The sequence below is a fragment of the Lentzea sp. NPDC020367 genome, from assembly GCF_044387305.1.
Classification (GTDB): Bacteria; Actinomycetota; Actinomycetes; order Mycobacteriales; family Pseudonocardiaceae; genus Lentzea.
In genome coordinates this window covers 26,593-53,223 of the sequence record NZ_JBIRVV010000023.1, presented here as the reverse complement: position 1 = coordinate 53,223, position 26,631 = coordinate 26,593, and the positions used below count along the sequence as shown (strand labels likewise).

Below are 26,631 nucleotides of genomic sequence, written 5' to 3'. Positions count from 1 at the left end.
TCCGTCCAACACCGTCAACCGACCTGGGCAGGCCAACATGGGTGAACGAGCCGCCACGTCGCAACGGAAGGTCGCGCTCGCGACACTCACCGGCGCGACCCTGGAGTGGTACGACTTCTTCTTGTACGGCACGGCTTCCGCGTTGATCTTCAACAAGCAGTTCTTCCCGTCGCTCTCGCCGGCCGCGGGCACGCTCGCCGCGTTCAGCACGTTCGCCGTCGGGTTCATCGCCCGGCCACTGGGCGGTCTGGTCTTCGGCCACTACGGCGACCGCATCGGCCGCAAGATGACACTCGTGGTGTCCCTGGTGTTGATGGGCATCGGCTCGACCCTGATCGGCGTGCTGCCGGGTTTCGCCACCATCGGCGTGTGGGCGCCGATCCTGCTGGTCGCGCTGCGCGTGGTGCAGGGCATCGGCCTGGGCGGTGAGAACGCGGGCGCGAACCTGATGGCCCTCGAACACGCGCCGTCCGACCAGCGCAACCGCTACGCGGGCTTCCCGCAGATGGGCACGCCGGCCGGTCTGGTGCTGGCCAACACCGTCTTCCTGGTCACCAGCACCGTGTTGCCCGCTGCCGCCTTCACGTCGTGGGGCTGGCGAATCCCGTTCCTGCTCAGCGCCGCGCTCGTGGTCGTCGGCCTGGTCATCCGCATGCGCGTGACCGAGACCCCGTCGTTCGCCAAGGCCGTGCAGCGCAACGAGATCGTGCGCTTCCCGCTGAAGGAGGCCCTGTCCGTCGGCGCCGGTCGGCTGGTGCTGACCCTGGTGCTCAGCATCGCGAACTCCGCGGTGGCGTACCTGTTCCTGGTGTTCAGTCTTTCCTACGGCACCGCGCAGCTGGGCCTGAAGCGGCAGTTCCTGCTCATCACCGTGACGGTGTCGGCGGTGTTGTGGCTCGGCGCGATTCCACTGTGGACGTCCATTGCGGACCGGCGTGGCCGGCGCGGCATGTTCGTGTGGGGCTCGGTGGCGCTGCTGGTGTGGGCGGCCGCGTTCTTCCCGTTGCTCAACACGAAGAGCCCGGCCGTGATCGTCGTGGCCCTCCTCGGCATGGGCCTGATCATCCCCGTCACCCACTGCGTGCAGGGAGCGATCGTCGCCGACACGTTCCCCGCCAACGTGCGCTACTCCGGTTCGTCGCTCCTGCTGCAGTGCGCGGCCCTGCTCGGCGGTGGTCTCGCGCCGCTGATCTCGACCGCGATCCTGAACGGGACCGGCGCCACGACCGGCGTCAGCGCCTACATCACCGCGGTGTGCGCCCTGAGCCTGCTCGCCGCGGTGCTCGCGTTCCGCACGGCGCCGGTCCCCACGAGGATCGACGCTCCGGTGGCCGCCCGGCTGTGACGCGGTCTGCGATCATGCTCCGCCATGGACCGCTACGAACAGTTCCGGCACGCGGCGATCGACCGGGGTCTGCCGGAGGACGAGGCCGCCAAGTTCGCCGCCCACCTCCGCTTCGAGATCCGGCTGGGCGCCGGCCCGGACGAGAAGGTCGTCGCGCAGTCAGGAGGACTTCCGCGGTTACCGGTGGGCGTGGAGTGGCCGGCTTCCGGCAACGGCTCCCCGTTGCCGTTCATCGCCTCGATCGACTGCGGGCTCCTCCCGCGGGCGGAGGGGCTGCCCCTGCCGGTGGACGGATCGCTGCTCCTCTTCCTGCACCACGAGGAGGACGTGGAAGCGGAAGCCCACACGAGTGAACCTGACTACGCACGTGCTCTGTACGTCCCGGCCGGTGCGGACACGGCGGTCGCGGCACCGCCGCCCGACGACGCCACCAGGGCGTTGTTCTACGAGGACGACACTCCGTTCCTCCTGCCGGAGGGCCAGATGTCCGCGTGGATCGAGCCGGTCCTGCCGGACTGGATCGAGGCCGAGGACCCGGAGTCCGAACCGGAAGCGGTGAAGCAGCTGCTCGACGAGCTGAAGCACGTCGACGAACTGTGCGAACTGGTCGACGAGCTGTGGCCGGAGCCGGACGGGAGCTGCTTCCTGCGCCTCGGCGGGTACTGCGAGGAGATAGGCGGCCAGAACCCGCCGTGGACGCAGATGGCGGACGCCCACCTCAGGAGCAGCGCCGACGCCGGCCTCCGGGGACCGGAGCGGTTCCGCCTGCTCCACGAGGAGGAGCACCGGCTGATCCGGGAGTGGGTGCCGCTCGCCCAGTTCTACACGACGAGCGACCTCTACTACGGGTGCTTCCTGATCAGCCTCGACGACCTCGCGGCCGGGCGCTTCGACCAGATGCGCTCGTTCACGATGTTCACCGAGTAGGGCGGCTAGCGCAGAGCGGCCTCGATCGCCTCGGTGATCGAGGCGTCCTCGGGCTCGGTGCGCGGGCGGAACCGGTGGAGCACCTGCCCGTCGCGCGAGACGAGGAACTTCTCGAAGTTCCACTGCACGTCACCGGCGGTGCCGTCGGCGTCGGCGTGCTTCGTGAGCTCCTGGTAGACGGCGTGCTGACCGGGGCCGTTGACCTCGATCTTCTCGTACAGGGGGAACGACACCCCGTAGGTGGTCGAGCAGAACGTGGCGATCTCCTCGGACGTGCCCGGCTCCTGGCCCATGAACTGGTTGCACGGGAAGCCGACCACGGAGAAACCTTCGGTCCCGTACTTCTCCTGCAGCCGCTCCAGACCCGCGTACTGCGGGGTGAGGCCGCACTTCGACGCGACGTTGACGACGAGCGTCACCTTGCCCCGCAACGCGCTCAGGTCGCCAGGCTCACCCGCGAGCGTCTGGACCGGGATGTCGTAGATCTCCATGCCACCAACGTAGTTCATGTCTTCTTGGGCCCGGGAGTGGGCACGATCCGCGCGCTGATCGAGGGCGGGGGAGCGGCGAGCCCCGGTCCGCCCGCGTCGACCCAGTCGATCACGCCCCGCACCGCGTCGTCGTCCAGCACGGACCCGACCCACACCGGCTTGGCCCCGGCTGCGCGTGCGGTACGGCTGGGCTGCACGACGACCACGTTCGACACCTCGCACGCGTCCAGGCAGTCGGCGACCCGGACGTCCGCGAGCTTCTCGCGCAGCGCCTGGAGCTGGCGGTCGTGGTCGACCTCGGGGTGCTTGCGCTCGGTGCCGCAGCAGCACCCTCGGCAGACCGTGATCCGTGACGTCATGATCACCGTTCTACCCAGTCGACGGTTCGTTGCACAACGATCACGTTCCGCTGGCCGTCCGGGGACATCGCTGCGTCAGAGTCGAAGTCGTGGCTGGTAAAGGAAGTTGGACGGCGCTCCTGCTCGTGGTGGTGACGGCTTGCACACCCGCGGGACCGCAGTCGATGAGCGCGCCGGTGCGGGTGACCGAGGACGGCAGCATCCCGAAGAACGAGAGCATCTCGCTGGACGACGACAGGCACGCCGCCATCGCGAACCTCGACCCCGCGCTGCTCACCGCGATGCGCAAGGCAGCGGTGGACGCGAAGGCGGCCGGGGTGGAGTTGCGGGTGACGTCCGGCTGGCGCAGCGCCGAGTACCAGCAGCGGCTGCTGGACGAGGCCGTCGAGCTGTACCGCAGCGAGGAGGAGGCCCGGCGTTGGGTGCTCCCGCCGGACAAGTCGGCGCACGTCACGGGCAAGGCGATCGACATCGGCCCGACGAACGCCGACGACTGGCTCATCCAGCACGGCGCGGACTACGGGCTGTGCCAGGCCTACGCCAACGAGATGTGGCACTTCGAGCTGCTGACGACTCCCGGCGGTCAGTGCCCGCAGCCGCAGTCCACCTAGCGCCCGTGGATCACGGCCAGGGCGTGCTCGCGGGCCGGTGCGCTCAAAGTGGTGTTGAGCTGCTCGAACAACGCTTCCGCGGTCACGCCGTTCCACCCCGGCGGCAGCAGGGACAGGGGCAGGCCGGGGTCGCTGTAGGGGAGACGCCGCCATGCGGTCAGCATCGGCACGTACGTCTGGAAGGCCCGCTCCGGCGACAGCACTCCGGCGTCGAGCACGGGGCGGTGGCGGCGCAGGAAGTCCGCGTACAGGTCCGTCAGCTCGTCGAGGTCCCACCAGGCACGGACCTTCGAGCGCAGGTCGCCGAACGCGAAGTGCCGGCCGCTGAAGATGTCTACGTACTCGGACAGGCCGCGGCGTTCGAGGGTGCGGCGGGTCTCGGTGGCGAGGTTGCCGGGCGCGATCCACACGCCGGGCGCCGTGGTGCCGAAGCCGAGCTGGGTCAGGCTGGTGCGCAACGCATGGCGCTTCTCGCGTTCGGACTCGGGCACGGAGAACACGACCACGAGCCAGCCGTCCTCGGCGGTGGCGCGGCGGCGTTCGAAGATGCGGGTGTCGCCCTCGGCCAGGGTCTCCAGGGTGGTCTCGGCCAGGGCGTAACCGGCGCCGTCGCGGCGTTCGGCGCGGACCACGCCGCGGCGCTTCAGGCGGGAGATCGACGAGCGTGCGGCCTGGCCCTCTACGCCGAGGTCGGCCATGAGCTGCACGACGGACGCCACGGACAGCCAGTTGTGCTCGCCGCGCGCGTAGAGGCCGAAGATCGTGATGATGAGCGGGCCGAGCCGGTCGCGCCCGGTGGGAGCAGCGGCTTCCACGGTCATGTCCGCGACGTTCAGTGCCCTCTCCCTCACGTTGACCATCCGAGCTTAACTCGTGCCGAGATCGGTCAGCGTGACGGTGTTGCGCAGTTCGCCGAGGCCGCTGACCCGCGTCACGACGACGTCGCCATCGCGCAGGAAGAGCTGCGGCTCGCGGGCGTTGCCGACGCCGCTGGGCGTGCCGGTCAGGATCACGTCGCCGGCGCGCAGGGTCATCCCGTGGCTGAGCTCGGCGATGATCTGCGCGAACGAGAACGCCATCTGCGCGCTGGTCGCGTCCTGCAGCAGCACGCCGTTGACCTCGCACTGCACCCGCATCGCGGCGAGATCATCGACGGAGTCGATCGTGGTCAGCCACGGGCCGAGCGGCATGGTGGCGTCGAGGCTCTTGCCCTTGAGCCACTGGCCGCCGTGCGCGCGTTGCAGGTCGCGCTGCGAGACGTCGTTGGCGACGAGGAAGCCGAACACGTGGTCCAGCGCCTTCTCCTCCGGGATAGACCGGCCGTCGCGCCCGATGACCATGGCGATTTCCGCCTCGTAGTCCCACTTCTGCGACAACGACGGGTCGTACGCGATGCCGTCGGACGGTCCGATGACGGTGTCCGGGCCCTTGGTGAAGAAGGTGGGGCGCAGCGGCCGTTCCACCGGATCCTGGCCCTCGCGCTTGCCAGCGGACTCCTCGAAGTGGTCCCAGTAGTTCCAGCCCGTGCACAGGATGTCGCGGTTGAAGCGGTGCAACGGCGATTCCAGTCGCACCGACGCCAACGGCAGCACCTCCGCGGTCTCGATCGGCGCGCCCCGCACGACGTCGTCGACCGTGCACGACAGCAGCGCGATCGACTCACCGTCCACGACACCGCCACGGCGCACGCCGTCGACGGTCACTGAAGCCAGCTTCACCCGCGAACCTCCCCGAATATGGCGTTCATGTTTCGTAGATCATGAAAACGCTATCGATTCAGCTGGGCCTGACCAGCCGCTCCTCCGGGATCACGGCGACGCCGAGGATCTCGATGAGGGCCTCCGGCTGCCACAACGCCGTGCAGCCGATGCCGGCCATGGCGGGGTAGACGGCCCCGGCGAGCTCGCGCCACACCTTGCCGATCTCCCGGCCGTGGGCCTGGTAGTCGGGGATGTCGGTGAGGTAGATCGTGATGCTGACCAGGTCCTCCGGCTCGCCGCCAGCCTCGCGCAACGTCGTCAGCACGTTGCCGAACGCCTGGCGGAACTGCTCGACGATGCCGCCGGGAACGATCTTCATGTCGGCGTCCATGGCGGTCTGCCCGCCCAGGTGGAGGGTGTTTCCGGCGAGCGTTCCGTGGGAGTACCCGCTCGGGGCGGGCAGGCTGGCCGGGTTCACTGCTACGGGCCTCATGCGTATTGACAATATCTGACGGCGGTGAAGAATGCGATATATGGAGCCCGACCTCAGCAAGTACCGGCTCGAAGGCGACAACTCGATGTACCGGCTGCCCAGCGGACTGGTCGCGCCGGTCGTGACGCGCGGCGGCGCCGAGAACCCGGACACCGCGAACTCCGGTGGCGCGATCCGGATCTCGGGCGTGAGCATCCAGCACACCCCGGCCACGAGGCTGTGGTTCGGCAAGGTCACCAACGAGCCCGGCTACCGCTCGGTCTCCCACCACCACGGCGAGGCCGAGACCGGCGGGTACGTGCTGTCGGGCCGGGCGCGGATCTACTTCGGCGAGAAGTTCGAGGACTACCTCGACATGGAGGAGGGCGACTGGGTGTTCGTCCCGCCGTTCATGCCGCACATCGAGTGCAACCTCGACCGCAACAACCCGCTCACGTGGATGACCACGCGGACGCCGGAGAACATCGTCGTGAACCTCGACGACGTCCCGGACGACGAGCTGCGCGACTGGCTGACCCGATGACCGCCGGAATGACGTCCGCGATCTTCACCGAGGCCATCACGCTGGAGAAGGCCGAGCCGGAGCACTTCGACCTCGCCTTCACCGCGGTCACCCAGCCCTGCCCGTGGCCCAAGGCCTACGGCGGGGATCTGGTCGCCGCCGCAGCAGCCGCCGCCATGCGTTCGGTCACCGACGGCAAGACGCTGCACTCGATGCACAGCTACTTCCTGCGCCCGGCCGACATCGGCGCGCAGGTGCGCTACGAGGTGGAACTGCTGCGCGACGGCCGCGGGTACAGCACCCGGCAGGTCCGCGGCTACCAGAACGGCAAGCCCCTCTACGTCTGCCTGGCCAACTTCGCCGCGGGCGAGCCGAGCGGCAGTTTCCGGGCCGAGTTCACCGACGACCTGCCCGGTCCCGAGGAGTTGCCGAGCTCGGCGGACTTCCTCGCCGAACGCTCCGGCGGCTCGATGACCGAGGAGTCGAAGGCGTACTGGGCGGGGGGCCGCAGCTTCGACATGCGGCACGTGCCCGGCCCCGTCTACCTCGCGGTCGAGGGCGAGAAGGTGCCGCACCAGGCCGTGTGGATCAAGCCGTTCGACCCGCTGCGCCCGGTCGACGGGCTCACCGACGCCCAACGGGACCTGGCCGCGCTGGCCTACGTCTGCGACTACACGATCCTGGAACCCGTCCTGCGCGTGCTCGACCTGCCGTGGGCCCGGCCGGGCCTCGTCACCGCGAGCCTCGACCACGCCATGTGGTTCCACCGCGAGGGCCCGATCGGCGACTGGCTGCTCTACGTGCAGGAAGCCGTCGCCGCCGACGCGGGCAGGGGCCTCGGGTACGGCCGCTTCTTCACCCGCGATCAGCAGCACCTCGCCACCGTTGCCCAGGAGGGCATGATCCGCGCTTCCTGACCCGCCGCCCGCGGAAGGACTCACCATGGACACCTTCGCTCGCGACCACCTCCCACCTGCGGCGTTATGGCCGACGATCGAGTTCACGACGCCGGAGCTCCAGTACCCGGACCGTCTCAACGCCGCCACGGAACTGATCGACGTCCCGGCGGCGAGGTACGGCGACGACCGCCCGGCGTTGTGCACGCCCGCCGGTGAGGTCTGGTCCTACGGCGAGCTGCGGACGCGTGCCAACCAGATCGCCCAGGTGCTGATCGAGGACTTCCGTCTCGTTGCGGGGCAACGGGTTCTGCTGCGCTCACCCAACAACCCGTGGACCGTGGCCGCGTGGCTCGGCGTCCTCAAGGCGGGCGGCGTGGTCGTGACGACCATGGCCGCGCTGCGCACCCGCGAACTCGCGCCGATCGTCGAGCGGACCCGTCCGTCGATCGCCCTGGTGGACCAGCGGTTCGCGGAGGACGTGCAAGCACTGCCCTCGCTGACCGTGGTGGCGTACGACGACCTCCAGGTGCTCGCCGCGGTCAAGCCGGGGGAGTTCACGGCCGTGGACACCGCCGCCGACGACGTGGCGCTGCTGGCGCCGACGTCCGGCAGCACCGGGTCGCCCAAGATCACCGCGCACTTCCACCGCGACATCCTGTCCATCGACAACACCTTCGGCCGGCACGTGCTGCGGCTGGCCGAGAACGACCTCGTCGCCTGCACCGCGCCGTTCGCCTTCACGTTCGGCTTGGGCATGCTCGTCGTCTTCCCGTTGCGGGCCGGTGCCTGCGCGTTCCTGACCGAGGCCGCGACGCCGGTCCAGGTCGCGGATCTGGTGCAGGAGCACGGGGTCACGGTGCTCGCGACGGCGCCCACCGCGTACAAGGCGATCCTGCGCGATGGCACGGAAGGAAAGCTCGCCGGACTGCGAACAGCGGTGTCGGCTGGGGAGCACATCCCGCAGGAGACCTGGCGACGGTTGCACGACCGGCTCGGGCTGCGGGTGATCGACGGCATCGGCGCCACGGAGTTGTTGCACATCTTCATCTCCGCCGCCGGGGACGACATCCGGCCCGGTTCCACCGGCAGACCGGTGCCGGGCTACCGCGCCACCGTGCTCGGCCCCGACGGCGAGGAACTGGGCCCCGGCGTGCCGGGACGGCTGGGCGTCATCGGCCCGGTCGGCTGCCGCTACCTCGACGACGAACGGCAGAAGGACTACGTGGTGGGCGGCTGGAACGTCACCGGCGACGTCTTCCACCGCGACGAGGACGGCTACTTCCACTACCACGCCCGCAGCGACCACATGATCGTGTCATCCGGTTACAACATCGGCGGGCCAGAGGTCGAGGAGGCCATCGACACCCACCCGGACGTGCTGGAGTCCGCCGTCGTCGCCAAGCCCGACGACGAACGCGGCTCGGTCGTGTGCGCGTTCGTCGTGCTGCGCGACGGCACGCTGGGCGACGACGCGAAGGCGCGCGAGATCCAGGACCACGTGAAGCGGACCATCGCGCCCTACAAGTACCCGCGCGAGGTGCGGTTCCGCACGTCGTTGCCCCGCAACGCGAGCGGAAAGCTGCAGCGCTTCACGCTCCGCAAGATCGTCGAGGACGAGGTGCCGTCATGAAGATCGCCATCGTCGGCGGTGGGCCCGGTGGCCTCTACTTCGCCGCGCTGATGAAGCAGCTCGACCCCGCGCATGACGTCACCATCTGGGAACGCGACGCAGCCGATGTGACGTTCGGCTTCGGCGTGGTGTTCTCCGACGAGACGCTCGGCGGGATCGAGAACGCCGACCCGGAGTTCGCCGACGCCATGGCACGCCGGTTCGCCCGGTGGACGGACATCGACATCCACTACCGCGGCGAGAGCCACACCGTCGGCGGGCAGGGGTTCGCCGCGATGAGCCGCAAGGAGCTGCTCGGCCTGCTCCAGCGACGGTGCCGCGATCTCGGCGTGGTCGTGCACTTCTCGACGCCCGCGCCCGCAGTCGGCGTCCTGCGTTCGGAGTACGACCTCGTGGTCGGAGCGGACGGCGTCAACTCGTTGGTGCGGCGGTCCTCTGACGTCTTTCGATCCACTGTGGACCAGCGGCACAACAAGTACATGTGGCTCGGCACGGACCTGGTCTTCGAGGCTTTCCAGTTCTTCATCAAGGACACCCCGTGGGGCACCATGCAGGTCCACGGGTATCCCTACTCCGACACCGGTTCCACGTTCATCGTCGAGATGCACGAGGACGTGTGGCGCCGTGCCGGTTTCGACACGGGCCAGGAGTTCCCGCCGGGCGCCTCGGACGAGCCCGCCGTCGACCGGATCCGCGACCTGTTCGCCGAGGAGCTCGACGGGCACCAGGTGTTCGCCAACAACTCGAAGTGGCTCAGCTTCACCACCGTGCGCAACGAGCGCTGGCACGACGGGAACCTCGTCCTGGTCGGCGACGCCGCGCACACCGCGCACTTCTCGATCGGCTCCGGCACCAAGCTCGCGATGGAGGACTCGCTCGCCCTCGCCGCGTGCCTGCACGAACACCGCGACGTCGAGACCGCGCTGACGGCCTACGAGACCGAACGCCGGCCCGTCGTGGAGTCCACCCAGCGCGCCGCCCAGGCGTCCCTGGAGTGGTTCGAGAACATCGGCATGTACGCGGACCAGGAACCGACCCGGTTCTGCTTCAACCTGCTCACCCGGTCCCGCCGCATCACCTACGACAACCTCCGCACCCGCGACTCGGAGTTCGCCGACCGCGTCGACGCCGCTTTCGCCGCCTCCCAGGGACTCCAGACCACGGCCCCGGCGATGTTCCAGCCATTTCGGCTGGGGCGGCTGGAACTCAAGAACCGCGTGATCGTCTCGGCGATGGACATGTACTCGGCCGTGGACGGCGTGCCGGGCGACTTCCACCTCGTCCACCTGGGCTCGAAGGCCATGGGCGGGGCGGGCCTGGTGATGACCGAGATGGTCTGCGTCTCCCCGGATGGTCGCATCACGCCGGGCTGCACCGGCCTGTGGACCGACGAGCAACGCGACTCGTGGGCGCGGATCGTCTCGTTCGCGCACGAGCGGAGCACCGCCCGCATCGGCCTCCAGCTCGGCCACTCCGGTCGCAAGGGCTCGACCCGCCTGATGTGGGAAGGCATGGACGAACCGCTGCCCGAGGGCAACTGGGACGTCGTCGGCCCGTCCCCGCTGCCGTACGGGCCTGGGAACGCCGTTCCGGGCGAAGTCGACCGTGAACGGATCACCGCCGAGTTCGTGGCGGCGGCGCAACGAGGTGCCGAAGCGGGCTTCGACCTGCTCGAACTGCACTGCGCGCACGGCTACCTGCTGTCTTCGTTCCTCTCACCGATCGCGAACCAGCGCACCGACGAGTACGGCGGCACGCTTGCCAACCGGCTGCGGTTCCCCCTGGAGGTGTTCGACGCCGTCCGTGCGGTCTGGCCCGCCGAACGACCGATGATCGTGCGCATCTCCGCGACCGACTGGATCGACGGCGGCAACACCGAGCACGACGCCGTGGAGATCGCCCGCGCGTTCATCGCTCACGGCGCTGACGCGATCGACGTCTCCACCGGCCAGGTCACGGCCGACGAGCGCCCGGCGTACGGCCGCAGCTACCAAACGCCGTTCGCCGACCGGATCCGGCACGAGGTCACCGGCGCGGCGGTCATCGCGGTCGGCGCCATCGCCTCCTACGACGACGTCAACTCCATCCTCCTGGCGGGGCGTGCCGACCTGTGCGCGCTCGGCCGCACGCACCTCTACGACCCGCACTGGACCCTGCACGCGGCCGCGGAACAGGAGTACCGCGCCGAGTGGCCGGTCCAGTACCGGGCGGGCAGCCGCAAGCCGCCCTCCGCGCGCACCGACGCCGTCCGGCCGAGGTTGTCGCTGCTGCGGGCCGACCCTCCAGATCGGAACGTGCACCTGCGCTGGACCCCGCGCCGCGAGCATTCGGTTCTCGGATAGGCACTTCAGGCGCGTTCAGGTGAAACTTCATTCGGCTATGAATTGGAATCTCCTGTCAGGTCACATGTTGCGCGCGTCCGCATTGGTCTGATGGGGCAGACCTCCCACGCACGCGGGTGAGGGGGTGTTTCGAGCACGAGTGCGGTCCCTAGCGTCGGCGTTCAGTTTCCCGAACTCCGCCACCGCTGAAGGGACCTGCTCGTGCGAAGACGTTTGCCGGCAATGCTGCTAGCGGGCGTGCTCGCTGGCAGCACGCTCACGGCCGCCGTGCCCGTGGCCGCCCAGCCACCCGTGTCCACACTCACCAAGTCCGTGCAGGGCGTGTCCGATCCCGCCTCCCACGGCGACAACGCCACCTGGGTCGTGTCCTATGCGAACGGCGCCAACGGTGCCGCCACGATCACCGACCCCATCGGCCCCGGCCAGACCCTCGTGTCCGGCTCGCTGCAGGTACCGCCGGGCTGGACCGGCACCGAGGGCAACCCCGTCACCGCCACGAACCCCAACGTGCGCAACGGTGGCAAGGCGTTGTCCAGCCTGCTCACCCCGCCCGTGCAGGCCAGCGCGAGCAGCACCGGCGGTGACGGCTTCACCCCGATCCTGCAGCGCACACCGGACGGCCGCTTGCAGGCCTGGAACGTCTACCACCACGTGGGCCCCGCCGCCCCGAAGCTCGTGTGCACCGATCTCACGACCAGTGCGCTCTGCGCGGGCGGTCCGTGGCCGAAGCCGCTCAACACGGCGCCCGGCCCGTTCGGCTCGGGCAACACCGGTGACATCGGCAGTCCACTCGAACCGCAGTACGTCCGCGACGAGGCGAATCCCGCTCGCGTGTACTACTCGGCCGTCACGGCGTCCTCGCTCGGCGTCGCCTGCCTCGATCTCGCCGCGCCCGGCAACTGCGGGTTCTGGCCCCTGACGCCACGGGCAGGGCAGAACGTCGAGATGGCGGGACTCGTCAAGGTCGGCGGAAACCTCTACGGCGTCACAACTTCCGGCAGCGTGGTGTGCTGGACGATCGCCACGCAGAGCGCGTGCGGAGGCCAGCCCTACGCGCCGATCGTGCCGCCCACCAGCAGCAACAACTACTACCTGGGCGCGCTCACCGTCACCGATGGCAAGATCTTCGCCTCGTCCTCGCCCAGCGGCGGCATTCCCAGGATGGGCTGCTTCGACCCCGGCACCAACGCCGCGTGCGCGGGCTGGGCCTCCCCGAAGCAGATCGGCCCGTCCGGCAACTACACCTACAACGCCTACACCGCTTACAGCACAACAGGTGCGGAGATCGGCGCGTGCTCCAGCACGACGGGCCAGAACGGCACCACCTGCTACGCGATCGACGGCTCGTCCCTGCCCACGCCGTCGGCGTTCGCGGGGCTGGAGAGCGGTGTCCTCTCGTTCAACCCCGAGGTGGTGCGCACCGGCAACCGCGTCCGCAGCTTCCTCGCCATCTGGGGTGGCCCGTACGTGGGCGCCTCGGTGTGCCACGACTGGAGCACCGGAACCTCGTGCGCCGGCGTGCCCGCGCGCATCACCCATCCGAGCGCCAACAACGGTGTGACGAGGGACTACGGCTACGCCTACGACGCTCCCACCGGGTGCATGATCGGGCTGGGAGACGCGGGCGTGCTGTTCTCGATGGATCCTGACACGGGGGCGTCGCCGTGCGTACGCAGTGGCGCCTCCGTGTCGCTCAACCCCTCGCAGTTCTACTGCGACGGCAAACCGCACGCCACCACCTACACCAAGGCGCGGCTGGTCGGCGTGACACCGGCGAACGTGAACCTCGGCGCGTCCACCGTGAAGGCCGTGGACGGCGGCGGAAACCCCGTCACCGTGCCGAGTTTCGCCCCTGACGGCACGGTCGACCTGACCGGCGTCACGGCGGCCTCGCTGACCCTCACGGCGTCGCTCGTGCTGAACAACGCCGCGGACTTCGGCGGCGGCAACCAGCCGTCACTGGCCGTGGAGTTCAACGGTGACGCGCCTCAGGTGTGCTTCCGCACCACGATTTCCGCGGACTGCCCGGTGACGTCCGTCGCGAACACCGCGAACGGAACCGACCCGACCGGCGCGTTCTCGTCCAACACGGTGACCCGCCAGGTCGCGCCGGGTTCGGCGTGCATGCCGAACGTGGTGGTGAACAAGGAGATCTGCGGTTCGTACACACCCGCCCACTGCAAGGCGGGCGGCGCCGGTCCGTGGGTGAAGCAAGCACCCGTGGGCGTTCTAGGCCTGCTGAACGCCACCGCGTACTGGCGGATCACCGTGACGAACAACGGTCCGATCCCGATCGTCGACGCGTACGTGGTCGACGACGTGGAACCGGCCTGCCAGACCGGGCCGTTCACGCTGCAGCCCGGTGAGTCCAAACAGGTCCACTGCTCGACCTACGCGCTGCTGTCGCTGTTCCCCTTGACCAACAAGGCGAAGGCGAAGTACACGCCGGTCAACGCGACCCGCGTGTACAGCGACTGGTCGTCCGCGAAGGCCTGTTCGCTGCTCTGCGTGCTGAACTGAGTCGCCAGTGGAGGAGCATCAGCCGTACTCGGCCAGATAGGTCAGGACGGCCAGCACCCGGCGGTGCTCCTCCACGTTGGCGGCCAGTCCCAGCTTGGCCATGATGCTGCCGACGTGGGTCTCGACGGTGCGTTCGGTGAGCCAGAGCCGCCGCGCGATCGCGACGTTCGTGCAGCCCTCGGCCATCAGGCCGAGGACCTCGCGTTCGCGCGGGGTGAGTGACCCGGTGGCGGGCCGGCCGAGCAGCCTGCCCACCACCTCCGGGTCGAGCGCCGAGCCACCGGCGGCGACCCGCGTGATCGACTCCAGGAAGTCGTCGACCTCCAGCACGCGATCCTTGAGCAGGTAACCGAATCCGCCCTGGCTGACCAGGTCGACGGAGTGCCGCGTCTCGACGTGCTGGGAGAGCAGCAGAATCCCGACGCCGGGCTGGGCCGACCGGATCCGCCGGGCGGCCCGTGCGCCGTCGTCGGTCAGGTCGGGAGGCATCCGAACGTCCACAATGGCCAGATCGGGCTCCGCCTGTGCCACGACCTTCACGAGGGTGTCCGCGTCGCCCGCCCGGCCCACGATGTCGTGACCCGCGTGGGAGAGCAGGCTCGCGAGCCCTTCCCGGAACAGCGTCGAGTCCTCGCCGATCACGATGCGCACGGCAGCACCGCCTGGATCGTCGTGCCGGTGCCGGGTGTGCTGTTGAGCCGCAGCGATCCGCCCAGTGCGGCGACGCGGTCGGCCAGCCCGGCCAGACCGGAACCGCCGCGCGGATCGGCACCGCCGCACCCGTCGTCCTTCACCCACACGTTCACCTCGTCCTTTTGTTGCGTGACGCGGACGGTGATGGCGCTGGCGTGCGCGTGCTTGGCGGCGTTGGTGATCGCCTCGGCGGCGACGAAGTAGGCGGTGATCGCGATGTCGTCGGCCAGTGGTTCCTGCATGATCTCCAACTCCACCGGGACCGGCAGCTTGTTCGTGAGCGCGGCGAGCGCGGAGTGCAGGCCGTCGTCGAGGCTCGTGGGACGCAGGCCGTGGGCGATCTGCCGGAGTTCGGCGATGGCGGTGGCCAGTTCGGCGACGCCCTGGTCGAGCAACGCGTGCACGTCGACCGACCCGGTGGGCAGCTGTCGTTGCGCGAGCCGCATCGCCATGCCCAGCGACACCAGCCGCTGCTGGGCGCCGTCGTGCAGGTCGCGTTCGAGCCGGTGCCGTTCGGCGTCCCCTGCCTGGATGATCCGGGTGCGGCTCGCCTCGACCTCGCGCAGGGCGGTGGCGAGCTCGCCGCGCAGCCGGGCGACCTCGACCAGGCTCGCGGCGGCGGTCGCGACGACCTTCAGCACGGCCGGGGTGGTGCCGGACGCCGTGAGCACGCCGATCTGGGTGCCGCCCAGGGTGATCGGCACGAGTCCGGTGTCGGTCACCGGCGCGCCGCTCGTGTCGATGAAGCACGTCGACGCCGGCAGCAGCAGCCCGACCTTGAGCGTGGGATCTCGCAACTCCGTGCGCAGCGTCGCTTCGAGCTCTTCCGGTTGGGCGGCTTGCGTGTGCACGCGGTGTTGCAGGTCCTCGATGGCGAGCAGAGCGGCCCTGGTGCGGGGGAAGAGCCGTCGGTCGACCTCCCGTTGCAGACGCCTCCGGACGGGAGTGAGCAGCACGGCGCAGACCGCGGTGGCGCCGGCCGCGGCGGCGGGGGAGTCCTGGCCCACCACGAGGCCGAGGGTGAGGGCCGACAGCGCGTACGCACCGATGAGGACGAGCAGGACGATCGTGTAGCTGATGGTGTCGGCCAGCACGCGGTCCACGTCGTAGAGGTCGTGGCGCAGCATGGCCACTCCGACCGAGCAGAACAGCGCGAAGATCGTGACGATGCCGAACACCGTTGCCACGACACCACTTCGACTGGTCACGACGATCTCGGCGAGGCACACGACCGGGTAGGCGGTCACGGCCAGCCCGGCGAACGCCAGCCACTTCAGCTGTGCCCGGACGATTCCCCGGGACGCGCGGAACCGCACCACCAGCGAGACACCGGCCGCCAGCAACGTCAGGATCAGCCCGATGTTCACGACGTAGCTGAGGACGTTGACCACATCGGACGGTGGTCCCCAGGGCTTGGCCAGCCCTTCCATCGGTTCGGTGAACGGCTCTCGTGGCGTCGCGCCGAACGCCTGCTGCGCCAGGGCAAGGACGACGATCAGCGGTGGCAGGAACGACCATCGTTTGGCTGGCAGCGTGCCGTCCGGGAAGTGCAGGAGCAGCAACGCGACGGCGGCGAGCAGCCACCAGCCGCTCTCGTTGAGCACCGCTACCACGCGGGAATCCAGCGGCACCGAAGCCGGATCAGCGAGCCAGCTCTGGTAGTAGACGTCCCGCGCGGCCAGGAAGACCACGATCGTCCCGACCCAGGCGAGCAGCGGGCCGACGGGGTTGGCGCGCACCCGGAACTCGATCGTCACGCCGAGCGCCGCCATCGCCAGGCCGAGTGTCGCGAAGCCGGCGAACGGGCCGGCCAGGTCGCTCGGCGTGCGGAACAGCAGCCAGCCCGCACCCGCCGTCATCAGGACGGCGATGCCCAGAAGCGCCAGTCCTGCCGGCCTCGGCCACGTCATCGCCCCAGGGTAAGGCCGGTGTGACGGCCTGGCTTCAGTGCTGGCACGGAGAACGTGTCCGGGGCCGGTACCGATGTGTCCGGTGCCCCTCCGCCGGTTGCATGGCACCACCGAATCCGGTGCAGGGCGAGAACGGACGTGTCCGGTGCCCTCCGCCGGTTGGCACCACCGAAACCGGTGCAGTGGCGAGGACCGACGTGTCCGGTGTTCTTCGCCGGTTGCGTGGCACCACCGAATCCGGCGTAGGAGCGGGGACCGACGTGTCCGGTGTTCCTCGCCGGTTGCGTGGCACCACCGCATCCGGTGCGGGCCAGCACCAACGTGTCCGGCGCCCCTCACCGGTCGCGTCGAGCCACCCGATCTCTTTGGAAGGGCAGGGACCATGTCCGTCGACATCACCGCGGCGCCCGACACCGCCGCAAGCTCCACGCGGGGACGCGTCGCCGTCCTCGCGGTCGTCCTGGGTGTCACGTCCGTCGCCGCCGTCGCGGGCGGAGTGCTCTGGCCGGAACCGGCGGGCGGCGGCGAGACCTACTCCTACTCCGACATCGCGGCCCATCGCGACCTGTGGTGGACGCTGCTCACCGGTCTCGCGGCCATGCAGGTCCTCAACATCCCGTTGCAGGCGCTGGCGACGCTGTTCCTCGTCCGGCGCCGCGGCGGCGCCTGGGCGACCTGGGGTGCCGCGCTCATGTGGATCGGCGGCGGGCTGCAGGGTGCCGGGGTCGCGGGCTGGGCGGCGGCCTACTTCTTCCCGACCGACCCCGGCGTCGACGCTGCTGTCGGTGGCGCGGTGATCCAGGCGGCCAACAACGACACCGCGCACCTCTTCGCGTTCATGATCCCCGGTGCCGCACTGGTGTTGCTGGGCACCGTTCTTCAGTGCGTGGGCCTATTCCGCTCGCACGCCGTCCCGAAGTGGGTGCCCATCTCGTTGCTGTTCGTCGTGATCACCTTCGTGGTGCCCGGCAACGGCCTGGCGGGCCTCCTGACCAGCATCCCGATGGCGGCCGGCGCGATCGGTCTCGGCTACCACGCCTGGCGTGCGGCGGAGTGAGGCCAGCCAGGCGACCACCGTGACCGCGACCGCCGGAACGGCCGCGGTCGCGGTGAACGCCAGGATCACGAGGACGATCACGAACGCGGCCGCCGCGGCGACGCGCACCCCGCCGGACAGCAGCTTCCACGCGGCGGCCGTGCACCCGAGGTACACCGCCAGGAACATCGCGCTCGGCACGGCCACCAGCGACTCCAGTTCCAGGACACCGGCGCCGAGCAGGCTGATCAGCACACCACCGGACCCGAGGATCGCGGCGTTCAGCCAGCGCGGCGGAGTGTCCAGGCCCTCGTCGTGCGACGTCAGCGCGCGTGCCAGGGTCGCGGCGCCGGAGACGTAGGCGTTGATCGTGCCGATGGTGAGGACGACCGCCGAGACCGACGCCAGCACGACGCCGGCCGGTCCGACGGCGAGCACCAGGAGTTTCGCGACGGGAGTGGAGCTTCCGGCGTCCGGACCCAGCGCGGCGACGGTCACGGCGGCCAGCGACAGGTACAGCAGGCTGGTCACGGCGAGCGTGATCGCGACGATGCGCGGTAACTGGCGCCGCGGGTTCGTCAGGCGCGCGGTCAGCGGTGCGGCGGCCTCCCAGCCGACGAACGACAGCATGAGCGGCGCGGCGGCCGAACCGACGGCGGCCCATCCGTGCGGTGCGAAGGGCATCCAGTTCTCGGCGTGTGCCGCGAACGCGCCGCCCACGACGCTGATGGCCACGACCGCGAGGAGCAGCAGCACGAGTCCGAACTGGACGGTCGACGACGTGCGCAGCCCGCGGGACGTGATCACCAGAACCGCCACCAGGATCACGGCCGCGATCACGCACGCCGTCACCCGGCCCGCACCGGCTAGTTCCGCGACGTAACCGCCGCCGATCACGCAGACGATCGGGGCACCGGCGATGATCCCGGCCAGGAACGACCACGACGTCGCCACCGAGGCCCTGCGGCCGAGCCCGAGCGCGACGTAGCCCTGCACGCCGGATGCGGAGGGCATCCGGATGCCGAGTGCGGCGAAGACCCAGCCCAGCAGGCCGGAGAGCACGAGCAGGGCGGCCCAGGTCAGGACGGACGCCGGACCGGCGACGGCCGCGGTCAGGCCGGGCAGCATCAGCAGACCGGGGCCAAGCAGAGCGCCGACGTACATCGCCGACCCGCGCGACACGGTGAGTGGTGAAGACATGCCCGAATTCTGAGGCGCGGAACGAGACAGCCGCTGCGAACTTGAAGCGCATGGAGCTTGGTTCACGCAACTGAGTTGCGCAGATTCGAACTATCCTCGAATACTGTGCACATGGACCAGTTCGACGCTGTCGACCGGGCGATCCTGCGCCGGCTCCAGATCGACGGCCGGGTGCCCAACAACGAACTCGCCGAAGCGGTGCGCCTCTCGCCCTCCGCGTGCCTGCGCCGGGTTCGCGCGCTGGAGAGCGCCGGGATCATCGCGGGCTACCGGGCAGAGCTGGACCGCGCGAAGGCGGGCCTGGGCCTCACGGTCTTCCTGGAGCTGAAGGTCAACGGCCACTCCGCGGAGACCGCCCGTGAGGTCGAGGAGGCCCTGCTGGCGATCCCGGCCGTGGTGGCGTGCCACCTGGTGACGGGATCGGCCGACTTCTTCGCCGAGGGCGTGCTGCCGGACCTGCCGTCGTACGAACCGTTGCTGCTCAACCACGTGCTGGCCATCCCGGCGGTGGTCGACGTGCGCAGCTCGTTCGCCATCCGGACGATGCGGTCCCGGGGGCCGCTGCCCGTCGACCACCTGAGGTGAACTACGCGGTGACCGCGCCGTGGGCGAGGAGGCTCTCGGCCGTCTCGGCGATGCTGTCCTCGATCGGCCGCGGCTTCCATCCGAGCAGCCGTTCCGCCTTGGCGCTGGTGGCGTTGAAGTCCTGCCCCAGCTGAGGGCGCAACGCGCGCATCTGCGGGTTGACCAAGGCCATCGCGCGGGCGACCGCCAGCGGGATCTCCTTCGTGGGGGCCTTGGCGGCACGCTCACCGAGCCGTGCGCGCAGGATTTGGGATACCTCCACCATCCGGAGGCTGGGCCCCGCGGTGGCCAGGAAGCGCTCGCCGACGGCGGCCGGGTCGGTCATGGCACGCAGGTGCAGGTCGGCGACGTCCCGCACGTCGACCCAGCCGGTGCCGAACGGGGGACAGGCGGGCAGGCTGCCGTCGAGCATGTTCCGGATGGCGCGCAGCGAAGGCGGGTCGTCCGGGCCCAGGACCGGGCCGATGACCGCGGCCGGGTGCACGGCGGCCATCTCCAGGCCGTCGCCCTCGGTCCTGACGAACTCCCAGGCCGCGCGCTCGGCCAGGGTCTTGGACCGCTGGTAGGGCGCGATCTCGGCGTCGACGTTCGTCCAGTCCTCCTCGGTGAACGGCGTCGAGCGCTTCGGATGTCCGTACGCGATGGCGCCGAGCGCGCTCGTGAGCACGACCCGCTTCACGCCCGCGTCGCGGGATGCCTGCGACACCCGAAGAACGCCGTCACGAGCGGCCGAGATCATCTCCTCCTCGGTCTCGGTCCCGTGGCGCAGCGTGGGCGACGCGACGTGCAGGACGTGGTCACAGCCCGCGACCGCCTCCGTCCAGCCCTCGTCACTGCTGAGGTCGGCGCGCACGACGGTCAGGCGCGAGTCATCGAAGTCGGTCGCCCCGTGCAGCAGGGCTCGCAACCCGGGTTCCCGTTGCAGGTCGCGGACCGTGGTGCGGACGTCGTGACCGGCCTGCAGCAGCGCGAGCGCGCACCAGCTGCCGATGAACCCGGTTCCGCCGGTGACCAGCACGTTCGACATGGATTCCTCCTCGGAGCCAACTTGCGGAGAATCCTCCGCAAGTGCTTCCGAAACTAGCGGAGGATTGTCCGCGAGTCAATCGCAGGGCATCATCGACGGCATGGACGACCAGGCGCCGGGCACGTACGGCACGCAACGCAAGGCCGCCGCGCGCAACCGCGTCGCGATCATCGAGGCCGCCCACGAGCTGTTCGCGGAGAACCCGCTCGTGACGCTCAGCGAGGTCGCCAAGCGCGCGGGGGTCGGCGCGGGCACGCTGTACCGGCACTTCCCGACCCGCGAGGACCTGATCCTGGCGGCCTACCAGCACGACATCGAACGCATGACCACCGCCGCCGACGAGGTGCTGACCCGCAACCCGTCGGCGAAGGCCGCGTTCGTGGAGTGGTTCGAGATGCTGTCGGCCTACATCCGCCTCAAGCACGGCCTCGGCGACGCGCTGCACAGCGAGGCGGCCCAGGAGATGGTCCGCGCGTCCTGGGGGCCGGCCACCGCGGCGGTCACGAAGCTCGTCGGCGCCTGCGTGGCCGAGGGCACGATCGCCCCTGGTCACGACCCCGCGGACATCATCATGCTGATGAGCTTCCTGTGGCGGGTCCCGAACAACGACGCCGGCGTGGCCCAGGGACGGCGCCTGATCGCCGCCGTGTTCTCGGGCTTGGAGAACGCGCCGAAGCCGCTCTGATCAGCCCTGCGCGAAGATCGCCAGGGGATCGGTGTGCCGGGGCGTCCAGCCGAGTTCGGCCTGGGCGCGTGCCGGGGTGAACCGCTGGTCCAGCGCGAACGCGTCCGCGATCGGGCCCATCTGCGCGCGGGCGTCGGTCAGCGAGAGTGAGATGGTCTTGCCATCCAGGCCGGCGCCGTGACTGATCGCCGTGGCGATCGCGTGCGTCGTCGGGTCCACTCCGCCGACGCCGTTGTACACCGATCCGGCCTTGGCGTTCAGCGCTGCGACGTAGAGCTCCGCGAGGTCGTCGACGTGCACGAGCGACCAGTGGTTCGTGCCGTCGCCGAGGTAGGGGATCGCGCCGGATTCCTTGCCCGGCTTGGTGAAGAACACGTCGATCAGGCGGTTCTCCCCGCCGTACAGCAGGCCGGGCCTGATCACGACCGGGCGACCGCCGCTTTGGGCGCGGGAGAGGACCTTCTCCTCGACCTCCTCGCGCCACGCGACGATCGACGGTGGGTTCCAGGCGGCGTCCTCGTCGGCGATGCCGTTGGTGTCGCCGTAGACCCAGGTTCCGCCGGTGTGGACGTAGGTGCCCGCGCCGACGCCGTCCTGCATCGCGGTGGCGGCGGCGAGATCGGCCTCCGCGCTGTCGGCCTGCGCGAGGTGGATGACGGCGTCCGCGCGGCTCGCGGCGGTGGTGAGGACGTCCAGATCGGACAGTCCGCCGCTCACCGGCGTCGCGCCCGCCTCACGCACGGCCGCCGCTGACCTGGCGGAGCGGGCGAGTGCCTCGACGACGTGCCCGTGGCGCAGGAGAGCCGCGACCGCGGCCTTGCCGATGTAGCCGGAGGCCCCGGTGATGAACACCTTCATGGCGTTTTCCTTCCTTCGTGGTGCCTCCAGCCTCTGCGGACTTCGTCGGGCCGTCCAAGACTTGCTGAGTCGTCCTTCATGCCCACAGGGCATGGCGCTCGAAGGTTCGGGTAATCTGGATGATGAGAACATCCCAAATGCGACCGGCGGGAGTGGCGATGGTTCGGCTGACTCGGGTGGAGCAGCAGGCGCGCACGCGTGCCGCGGTGCTGGCGGCGGCGCGGGAGGAGTTCGCGGAGCACGGCTTCGGGCCGGCCAAGGTCGACCGGATCGCCGAGCGGGCGGAGCTCACACGCGGTGCGGTGTACTCGAACTTCCCGAGCAAACGGGCCCTGTACCTGGCCGTGCTGATCGACCAGATCGAGAAGGGCGCTTCCGGCGAACCGCAGGCGTCCGTGTCGCCGTCGTCGAGGGTCGACGCGCTGGGCGTGTTCGCGAGGGTCTGGCTCGAACGCCTGCCGCTGGTGGGCGACTCGGCGCCGGGCGGGCGGCTGCAGTTGCGTTCGCTGGACGGCGTGTTCGAGGACGAGCACGGTCCGGCGGTGCTGGCGCAGGTGGCGCGTCTGGAGGCGTTGCTGCTGGCCATCGCCCTGGAACGCGGCGCGCCGGAGCGGCGGGTCCGGCTGGCCGAACTGGTGCTGACGGTGCTCGACGGCGCGGGGCACCGGGCCGAGACGTCGCCGGGGTTCGGCGACCCGTTCGACGTGGCGCACGCGTGCAGGCATCTGGGCACGATCGACCTGAAGGACACCTGGGCTCCTCCGCACCTGCCCTATGTCGCTCCAGCGCGGACGTGCGCGGACGCCTGGAGTGCTCCCGAAGGCCTCGTGGACCAGATCAGCGGTGATCCGGTCGACCTCTCGGACGGTCTCGTGGTGGTGCTGGGCGCGGCGCGGCTCGGTGCGGCCGAGGAAGCGGTCCGGTCCGGGAAGCCCGGCGAGCAGGTCACGGTGGTCGTCGTCACCGGCGACGCGGAGGAGACCGGCCGTCTCGTCCGGCTCCGGGTGACCGATGCCGTCGGCTGCCTGCGCAGGGTGTTCGCGCCCGATGTCTGGCCGCACGTCCGGCTGGTGCTCGACGACGCCGCGCTGGTGGCGTCGTCGATCGGCCTCGCGAATCCCGGCGACGACACCGAGTCCGCGGTCAGCGTGCGCGACGGCGTGATCGTCGCCCGCGCTGATGGCCGTGGTGCCGGTCACGCGGCGGGTGCGCGCAGGCGGGAGGCGACGGCGTGAGCGCGAACCTGTTGGTGCTGCACGCGTTGCGTTGCGTCGGCACCACCGGACTCACCAGGGTGGCTTCGTTCACGGGGCTGGAGGAGTCCGAAGTGGAGTCCGAGCTGATCGACCTCGCGGTCGCCGGTCTCGTGACGCACCACAGGGGGTTCGGCGGGTGGGCGTTGACCGAGTCCGGCCGGGCCGCCGACGCGTCCGGCGTCAAGGCCGAACTGGAGTCGGCCGGCACCCGCCCCGCGCTGACCGAGGCGTTCGAGGCGTTTCTCGTGCTCAACCCCGAACTGCTCGACCTCTGCACGGCGTGGCAGATCCGTTCCGCGGACGGCGTCGTCAACGACCACACCGACGAGGTCTACGACGCCCGAGTCCTGGCCTTGTTCATCGACTTCCACGCCCGCGCCGTGGTGGTCATCGCCGCACTGGCCGCCGCCGTCCCGCGATTCGCCCGCTACGACCCGCGCCTGACCGAAGCCCTGACCCGTGCACAGGCAGGTGAACTGGACCACCTGGCCGACACCATGGACTCGTTCCACACGGTGTGGGCGGAACTGCACGAGGACCTGCTCGCGACGCTGGGAATCGCCCGATGGGCTGGGTGAGGCACCTCGACGCCGAGCTGGCCGAACCGCCGGAAGTGCTGGGAGGCAAGGCTCACGGCCTGGTGCTGCTGCACCGCCTCGGCCTGCCGGTGCCCGCCGGTGTCGTCATCACCACCGAGGCCTGCCGCGCCTTCCTCCGCGACGGCCGGCTTCCCCACGGGTTGCGCGAAGAGCTGGCGACCGCCGTCGAGCCGCTCGGAACGTCGGTCTCGGTGCGCTCCGGCGCAGCCGTGTCCATGCCGGGCATGATGGACACGATCCTCAACCTGCACCCCACCTCCGAGGTCCTCGACGACGCGGTGAAGTCGGTGTTCGCGTCATGGGACACGCCCCGCGCCCGCACCTACCGCACCCTGCACGGCATTCCGCACGACCTCGGCACCGCCGTGATCGTGCAACGGATGGTGTTCGGCGACCGCGACGACCACAGCGGCTCCGGAGTCGCCTTCAGCCGCGATCCGGACACCGGCGCCGACGTCCCGTTCGGCGAGGTCCTCTTCGGCCACCAGGGCTCCGACGTCGTCTCCGGCCGCTCCCTGACCCGTCCTCTGCACGACCTGGCGGCCCGCGAACCTCAGGTGTGGCAAGGCCTTCGGGCCGCGCTGCACCGCCTCGAACAGCACTACCGCGACGCCTGCTACGTCGAGTTCACCTACGAGTCGGGCGAGCTGTGGCTGCTGCAGGTGCGGCCGGGCGGGTTCACCGGAGCCGCCGCCGTCCGCCTCGCCACCGACCTGGCCGACGAGCAGGTGATCAACCGCGACGAGGCATTGCTGCGCGTCTCGCCCCAGCACCTCCGCCACGTGCGCACGTCCCGCATCGCCCCAGATGCCGACGTCATCTCACGCGGGCTGGGCGTGTGCCCAGGGGTGGCGTCGGGCCGGGTCGCGGTCACGGCCGACGAGGCGGTCCGGATGGCGGCCGACGGCCCGGTCGTCCTGGTGCGGCCGGAGACGTCACCGGACGACATCCGCGGCCTGGCGGCGGCCACCGGCATCGTCACCGGGCGGGGCGGCCCGGCCAGCCACGCCGCGGTCGTCGCGCGCTCGATGGGCAAGCCCGCTGTCGTGGGGGTCGCCGACCTCGTCGTTGGCGCGGACTCGGTGACTGTGGGCGGACGCGTTGTCGGCGTGGAGGAGCTGATCACCATCGACGGGACCGGCGGGGAGGTCGCTCTCGGCCGGCCCCACCTCGTGACGGCGGCCGAAGACCCTCATCTGCACCGGCTGCTCGACTGGGCGGACGAGGTGTCAGGGAACCGGTCCGGCCGCGGTGAGGCAGAGCGCCTCACCGCCGCGCACGCCGTGCTCCGGAGCCGGCCGGATTGATCGTGTGCTGTTGTGGCAGGCCGGTGACGGTTTCGTGCTGCGGCGGGCTGGCAGTGACGGTGTGCCGGTCGACCTCGATGAGGCGGGACGTCTCACCGGTGCGGGCGGCAGTCGGGCTGGTCGCTGTCGTGGCGGGCGGTGGGGGCGTCGGAGCCGGCCTAGGTGCTCCGGTTCGAGAGCGCCTCGCCGTCGCGCAGGCCGTGCTCCTACGCCGGCAGCCGGCGGGTCGGTGGCGGCTCCGCCCCGCACCTCGATGCTGTGGTGCGCACTTCGACCTCGGCGAAGCCGGCGCTGAGGTCGTCGTGCGAGGCGGGCGGCTGGTCTCGCCGAGGTGAGCCGGGCGGCTTCAGCGCTGCGGCGGGGTGGTCACGGCCGCGGTCCCTGGCCGAAACCCGTCCAGCGCAGCTCCTCCGGCAGGTGGCTCATGTCGTTGTACAGCACCAGGGTCGGCGGTGTGCCGGTGCGCTGCTGGATCACCGTGAGCGCGGTGTTGCCGCAACTCATCGCCAGCCAGCGGGCGGGCGGGGCGTCGAGGGCGTCCCGCACCAGCCAGGCCACCTGGTAGGCGTGCGTCACCAGGACCTCGTGCGACTCGGTCTCGGCAGGGCGGGCGAACCGCTCCACCAGCGCCTGCGAGAGGCGTGCGCCGGCGGCGGCTTCCGCCGCGTCGAAGCCGTCGAAGAAACCGGCCCACGCCGCAGGCATCACCTCCGGCACGTGCGGTACGTGGTCCACCAGTTCGGCTGCCTCGGCCACCGCGGCGTTCGGCAGGTGTTCGGCCAGGATGCGTGCGGTGCCTGCGGCTCTGGCCAGGGGTGAGTGCCACACGGCGTCGATCGGCAGGCGGGCCAGGCGCTCGCCGAGCAGGTGCGTCTGTCGTTCGCCGGTGCCGGTCAGTTCGCCGAACGGGTCCGCCGCGCCGTGCCGCACGACGTAGAGGTGCCGAGTCGCCATGTTCGCCCACTCCCAGTTTGTCAACATCCGGATGTTAGCAACATCTGAAAGGTCGTGAGACCCGATAGCTGTCCCCAATGCGCTGCTGCGGACGGGTGAACTGCGAGCTGCTCGTCATGCAGCGTGTTTGAGGCCGTTCGACCATGTCTCACATGGAACGGCACTGAAATCGTGCGCGGGGGCGCATTCCAGTCGGGGCCGACTGTGTGAGGAGGCAGTGAGTCGATGCAGCGGCTCGACGACGTCCAGGCCAGGGAAGTGACCCTGGCCGCGGTGGGCGCGGTCAACAGACGTGATCAGCTGTGGTCCATCGAGGCCGTGCGGTGCCTGGCATCGGAGGAGCGGACGAGGATGGTCGCGATCGACACGTGCGCGGCGATCCTGTTGCGCGGCGTCCCGCGCGGATCGCTCGATCCGTCCGTCCGCATTCCGATCTCCGTGCCCGCGACGCGAGGAGACGAGAACCGGGCGCAGGCCACTGAGGCCGCCGAAGCGGTGCTGAGCGGCCTGGCGTGCGGTGACGACGGGCGCGTCGCGGTGGTGCTGGGGGTGTTGACGGAGGAACAGCGGTTCGACGCGCTGCTGGTGCTGGTGCGCGCCGCGGCGGCGTGGATCGACACCTACGTGGGCATCGACGGCGACACCGTGGACGCCTACTACGCGATCTCCAAGGCGGAGATGACCTGATCGCAGCCGGCCAAC

At 70.3% G+C, this 26,631-nt stretch carries 25 protein-coding genes; 14 read left to right on the top strand and 11 right to left on the bottom strand.

Going from position 1 to position 26,631, the window contains the following annotated elements:
* The first annotated feature begins 37 nt into the window (after nt 1-37).
* Entirely contained in the window at nt 38-1,345 is a 1,308-nt protein-coding gene (locus tag ACH413_RS44350) for an MFS transporter (RefSeq protein WP_360038954.1), read from the top strand.
* 24 nt (nt 1,346-1,369) lie between these two features.
* On the top strand, nt 1,370-2,272 hold the full coding sequence (locus ACH413_RS44345; RefSeq protein WP_360038951.1) for a DUF1963 domain-containing protein: 903 nt from the start codon (nt 1,370-1,372) through the stop codon (nt 2,270-2,272).
* A gap of 5 nt (nt 2,273-2,277) precedes the next feature.
* Here the strand turns inward: ACH413_RS44345 and ACH413_RS44340 are convergent, their stop codons facing one another.
* Together ACH413_RS44340 and ACH413_RS44335 are read right to left on the bottom strand one after the other, a co-directional pair.
* Nucleotides 2,278-2,763, bottom strand: coding sequence for a glutathione peroxidase (locus ACH413_RS44340; RefSeq protein ID WP_360039542.1), 486 nt, complete (start codon nt 2,761-2,763; stop codon nt 2,278-2,280).
* Nucleotides 2,764-2,777: 14 nt separating this feature from the next.
* Nucleotides 2,778-3,122, bottom strand: a complete 345-nt coding sequence (locus ACH413_RS44335) for a hypothetical protein (protein WP_360038948.1) — start codon at nt 3,120-3,122, stop codon at nt 2,778-2,780.
* A gap of 89 nt (nt 3,123-3,211) precedes the next feature.
* Between ACH413_RS44335 and ACH413_RS44330 the strand changes: the two genes are divergently transcribed.
* Nucleotides 3,212-3,733 carry a M15 family metallopeptidase gene (locus tag ACH413_RS44330; RefSeq protein WP_360038945.1) on the top strand — a complete coding sequence of 174 codons (522 nt, stop codon included), beginning with the start codon at nt 3,212-3,214 and terminating at the stop codon, nt 3,731-3,733.
* Here ACH413_RS44330 and ACH413_RS44325 read toward each other — a convergent pair.
* The 3 genes from ACH413_RS44325 to ACH413_RS44315 are packed head-to-tail and all read right to left on the bottom strand — an operon-like array spanning nt 3,730 to nt 5,926.
* Nucleotides 3,730-4,584, bottom strand: coding sequence for a PaaX family transcriptional regulator C-terminal domain-containing protein (locus ACH413_RS44325; RefSeq protein WP_360038942.1), 855 nt, complete (start codon nt 4,582-4,584; stop codon nt 3,730-3,732). The two genes, ACH413_RS44330 and ACH413_RS44325, sit on opposite strands and share 4 nt — an antisense overlap.
* A gap of 15 nt (nt 4,585-4,599) precedes the next feature.
* Nucleotides 4,600-5,451: a fumarylacetoacetate hydrolase family protein gene (locus ACH413_RS44320; RefSeq protein ID WP_360038939.1), complete on the bottom strand. Its 852-nt coding sequence runs from the start codon at nt 5,449-5,451 to the stop codon at nt 4,600-4,602.
* 58 nt (nt 5,452-5,509) lie between these two features.
* The gene (locus tag ACH413_RS44315) at nt 5,510-5,926 is read right to left on the bottom strand and encodes a RidA family protein (protein ID WP_360038936.1); all 417 of its coding nucleotides are present in this window, start codon (nt 5,924-5,926) and stop codon (nt 5,510-5,512) included.
* 40 nt (nt 5,927-5,966) lie between these two features.
* Between ACH413_RS44315 and ACH413_RS44310 the strand changes: the two genes are divergently transcribed.
* The 5 genes from ACH413_RS44310 (at nt 5,967) to ACH413_RS44290 (ending at nt 13,819) form a co-directional block, all read left to right on the top strand.
* Entirely contained in the window at nt 5,967-6,449 is a 483-nt protein-coding gene (locus ACH413_RS44310; protein WP_360038933.1) for a cupin domain-containing protein, read from the top strand.
* Entirely contained in the window at nt 6,446-7,345 is a 900-nt protein-coding gene (locus ACH413_RS44305; protein WP_360038930.1) for an acyl-CoA thioesterase domain-containing protein, read from the top strand. The genes ACH413_RS44310 and ACH413_RS44305 overlap by 4 nt, the downstream gene beginning before the upstream one ends.
* A 25-nt stretch (nt 7,346-7,370) precedes the next feature.
* The gene (locus tag ACH413_RS44300) at nt 7,371-8,957 is read left to right on the top strand and encodes an AMP-binding protein (protein WP_360038927.1); all 1,587 of its coding nucleotides are present in this window, start codon (nt 7,371-7,373) and stop codon (nt 8,955-8,957) included.
* Nucleotides 8,954-11,299, top strand: coding sequence for a bifunctional salicylyl-CoA 5-hydroxylase/oxidoreductase (locus tag ACH413_RS44295; protein ID WP_360038924.1), 2,346 nt, complete (start codon nt 8,954-8,956; stop codon nt 11,297-11,299). The genes ACH413_RS44300 and ACH413_RS44295 overlap by 4 nt, the downstream gene beginning before the upstream one ends.
* Nucleotides 11,300-11,500: 201 nt before the next feature.
* Nucleotides 11,501-13,819, top strand: coding sequence for a hypothetical protein (locus tag ACH413_RS44290; RefSeq protein WP_360038922.1), 2,319 nt, complete (start codon nt 11,501-11,503; stop codon nt 13,817-13,819).
* Nucleotides 13,820-13,837: 18 nt separating this feature from the next.
* Here the strand turns inward: ACH413_RS44290 and ACH413_RS44285 are convergent, their stop codons facing one another.
* The 3 genes from ACH413_RS44285 to ACH413_RS44275 form a co-directional block, all read right to left on the bottom strand.
* The gene (locus ACH413_RS44285) at nt 13,838-14,470 is read right to left on the bottom strand and encodes a response regulator transcription factor (RefSeq protein WP_360038919.1); all 633 of its coding nucleotides are present in this window, start codon (nt 14,468-14,470) and stop codon (nt 13,838-13,840) included.
* Entirely contained in the window at nt 14,458-16,422 is a 1,965-nt protein-coding gene (locus tag ACH413_RS44280; protein WP_360038916.1) for a sensor histidine kinase, read from the bottom strand. Before ACH413_RS44280 ends, ACH413_RS44285 begins: the two co-directional genes overlap by 13 nt.
* Before the next feature lie 892 nt (nt 16,423-17,314).
* Nucleotides 17,315-18,658 carry an APC family permease gene (locus ACH413_RS44275; RefSeq protein ID WP_360038913.1) on the bottom strand — a complete coding sequence of 448 codons (1,344 nt, stop codon included), beginning with the start codon at nt 18,656-18,658 and terminating at the stop codon, nt 17,315-17,317.
* A gap of 111 nt (nt 18,659-18,769) precedes the next feature.
* On the opposite strand from ACH413_RS44275, the gene ACH413_RS44270 reads away from it, so the two are divergent.
* Entirely contained in the window at nt 18,770-19,243 is a 474-nt protein-coding gene (locus ACH413_RS44270) for an Lrp/AsnC family transcriptional regulator (protein WP_360038910.1), read from the top strand.
* 1 nt (nt 19,244) lies between these two features.
* Here ACH413_RS44270 and ACH413_RS44265 read toward each other — a convergent pair whose 3' ends face one another.
* Nucleotides 19,245-20,270: an aldehyde reductase gene (locus ACH413_RS44265; RefSeq protein WP_360038907.1), complete on the bottom strand. Its 1,026-nt coding sequence runs from the start codon at nt 20,268-20,270 to the stop codon at nt 19,245-19,247.
* A 100-nt stretch (nt 20,271-20,370) separates the two neighbouring features.
* Here ACH413_RS44265 and ACH413_RS44260 point away from each other — a divergent pair, with 100 nt between their 5' ends.
* Nucleotides 20,371-20,955, top strand: coding sequence for a TetR/AcrR family transcriptional regulator (locus ACH413_RS44260; protein WP_360038905.1), 585 nt, complete (start codon nt 20,371-20,373; stop codon nt 20,953-20,955).
* Here the strand turns inward: ACH413_RS44260 and ACH413_RS44255 are convergent, their stop codons facing one another.
* Entirely contained in the window at nt 20,956-21,813 is an 858-nt protein-coding gene (locus ACH413_RS44255; RefSeq protein WP_360038902.1) for an NAD-dependent epimerase/dehydratase family protein, read from the bottom strand.
* A 158-nt stretch (nt 21,814-21,971) separates the two neighbouring features.
* Here ACH413_RS44255 and ACH413_RS44250 point away from each other — a divergent pair, with 158 nt between their 5' ends.
* From ACH413_RS44250 to ACH413_RS44240, 3 genes are read left to right on the top strand one after another with little or no spacing between them, the layout of a single operon-like run.
* Nucleotides 21,972-23,048: a helix-turn-helix domain-containing protein gene (locus ACH413_RS44250; RefSeq protein ID WP_360038899.1), complete on the top strand. Its 1,077-nt coding sequence runs from the start codon at nt 21,972-21,974 to the stop codon at nt 23,046-23,048.
* Nucleotides 23,045-23,647, top strand: coding sequence for a transcriptional regulator (locus ACH413_RS44245; RefSeq protein ID WP_360038896.1), 603 nt, complete (start codon nt 23,045-23,047; stop codon nt 23,645-23,647). Before ACH413_RS44250 ends, ACH413_RS44245 begins: the two co-directional genes overlap by 4 nt.
* Nucleotides 23,635-24,975: a PEP/pyruvate-binding domain-containing protein gene (locus ACH413_RS44240; protein WP_360038894.1), complete on the top strand. Its 1,341-nt coding sequence runs from the start codon at nt 23,635-23,637 to the stop codon at nt 24,973-24,975. Before ACH413_RS44245 ends, ACH413_RS44240 begins: the two co-directional genes overlap by 13 nt.
* A 366-nt stretch (nt 24,976-25,341) precedes the next feature.
* Here ACH413_RS44240 and ACH413_RS44235 read toward each other — a convergent pair whose 3' ends face one another.
* Nucleotides 25,342-25,953: a histidine phosphatase family protein gene (locus tag ACH413_RS44235; RefSeq protein WP_360038891.1), complete on the bottom strand. Its 612-nt coding sequence runs from the start codon at nt 25,951-25,953 to the stop codon at nt 25,342-25,344.
* 201 nt (nt 25,954-26,154) lie between these two features.
* Here ACH413_RS44235 and ACH413_RS44230 point away from each other — a divergent pair, with 201 nt between their 5' ends.
* Nucleotides 26,155-26,616: a hypothetical protein gene (locus ACH413_RS44230; RefSeq protein ID WP_360038888.1), complete on the top strand. Its 462-nt coding sequence runs from the start codon at nt 26,155-26,157 to the stop codon at nt 26,614-26,616.
* Nucleotides 26,617-26,631 lie beyond the last annotated feature (15 nt).

What these genes read in the sequence shown, in the direction of transcription:
- ACH413_RS44315 (WP_360038936.1), bottom strand. Translation starts at nt 5,926, where the DNA reads ATGAGGCCCGTAGCAGTGAACCCGGCCAGCCTGCCCGCCCCGAGCGGG.
- ACH413_RS44260 (WP_360038905.1), top strand. Translation starts at nt 20,371, where the DNA reads ATGGACGACCAGGCGCCGGGCACGTACGGCACGCAACGCAAGGCCGCC.
- ACH413_RS44255 (WP_360038902.1), bottom strand. Translation starts at nt 21,813, where the DNA reads ATGAAGGTGTTCATCACCGGGGCCTCCGGCTACATCGGCAAGGCCGCG.
- ACH413_RS44230 (WP_360038888.1), top strand. Translation starts at nt 26,155, where the DNA reads ATGCAGCGGCTCGACGACGTCCAGGCCAGGGAAGTGACCCTGGCCGCG.
- ACH413_RS44295 (WP_360038924.1), top strand. Translation starts at nt 8,954, where the DNA reads ATGAAGATCGCCATCGTCGGCGGTGGGCCCGGTGGCCTCTACTTCGCC.
- ACH413_RS44345 (WP_360038951.1), top strand. Translation starts at nt 1,370, where the DNA reads ATGGACCGCTACGAACAGTTCCGGCACGCGGCGATCGACCGGGGTCTG.
- ACH413_RS44340 (WP_360039542.1), bottom strand. Translation starts at nt 2,763, where the DNA reads ATGGAGATCTACGACATCCCGGTCCAGACGCTCGCGGGTGAGCCTGGC.
- ACH413_RS44270 (WP_360038910.1), top strand. Translation starts at nt 18,770, where the DNA reads ATGGACCAGTTCGACGCTGTCGACCGGGCGATCCTGCGCCGGCTCCAG.
- ACH413_RS44335 (WP_360038948.1), bottom strand. Translation starts at nt 3,122, where the DNA reads ATGACGTCACGGATCACGGTCTGCCGAGGGTGCTGCTGCGGCACCGAG.
- ACH413_RS44250 (WP_360038899.1), top strand. Translation starts at nt 21,972, where the DNA reads ATGGTTCGGCTGACTCGGGTGGAGCAGCAGGCGCGCACGCGTGCCGCG.
- ACH413_RS44310 (WP_360038933.1), top strand. Translation starts at nt 5,967, where the DNA reads ATGGAGCCCGACCTCAGCAAGTACCGGCTCGAAGGCGACAACTCGATG.
- ACH413_RS44275 (WP_360038913.1), bottom strand. Translation starts at nt 18,658, where the DNA reads ATGTCTTCACCACTCACCGTGTCGCGCGGGTCGGCGATGTACGTCGGC.
- ACH413_RS44240 (WP_360038894.1), top strand. Translation starts at nt 23,635, where the DNA reads ATGGGCTGGGTGAGGCACCTCGACGCCGAGCTGGCCGAACCGCCGGAA.
- ACH413_RS44265 (WP_360038907.1), bottom strand. Translation starts at nt 20,270, where the DNA reads ATGTCGAACGTGCTGGTCACCGGCGGAACCGGGTTCATCGGCAGCTGG.
- ACH413_RS44280 (WP_360038916.1), bottom strand. Translation starts at nt 16,422, where the DNA reads ATGACGTGGCCGAGGCCGGCAGGACTGGCGCTTCTGGGCATCGCCGTC.
- ACH413_RS44305 (WP_360038930.1), top strand. Translation starts at nt 6,446, where the DNA reads ATGACCGCCGGAATGACGTCCGCGATCTTCACCGAGGCCATCACGCTG.
- ACH413_RS44350 (WP_360038954.1), top strand. Translation starts at nt 38, where the DNA reads ATGGGTGAACGAGCCGCCACGTCGCAACGGAAGGTCGCGCTCGCGACA.
- ACH413_RS44300 (WP_360038927.1), top strand. Translation starts at nt 7,371, where the DNA reads ATGGACACCTTCGCTCGCGACCACCTCCCACCTGCGGCGTTATGGCCG.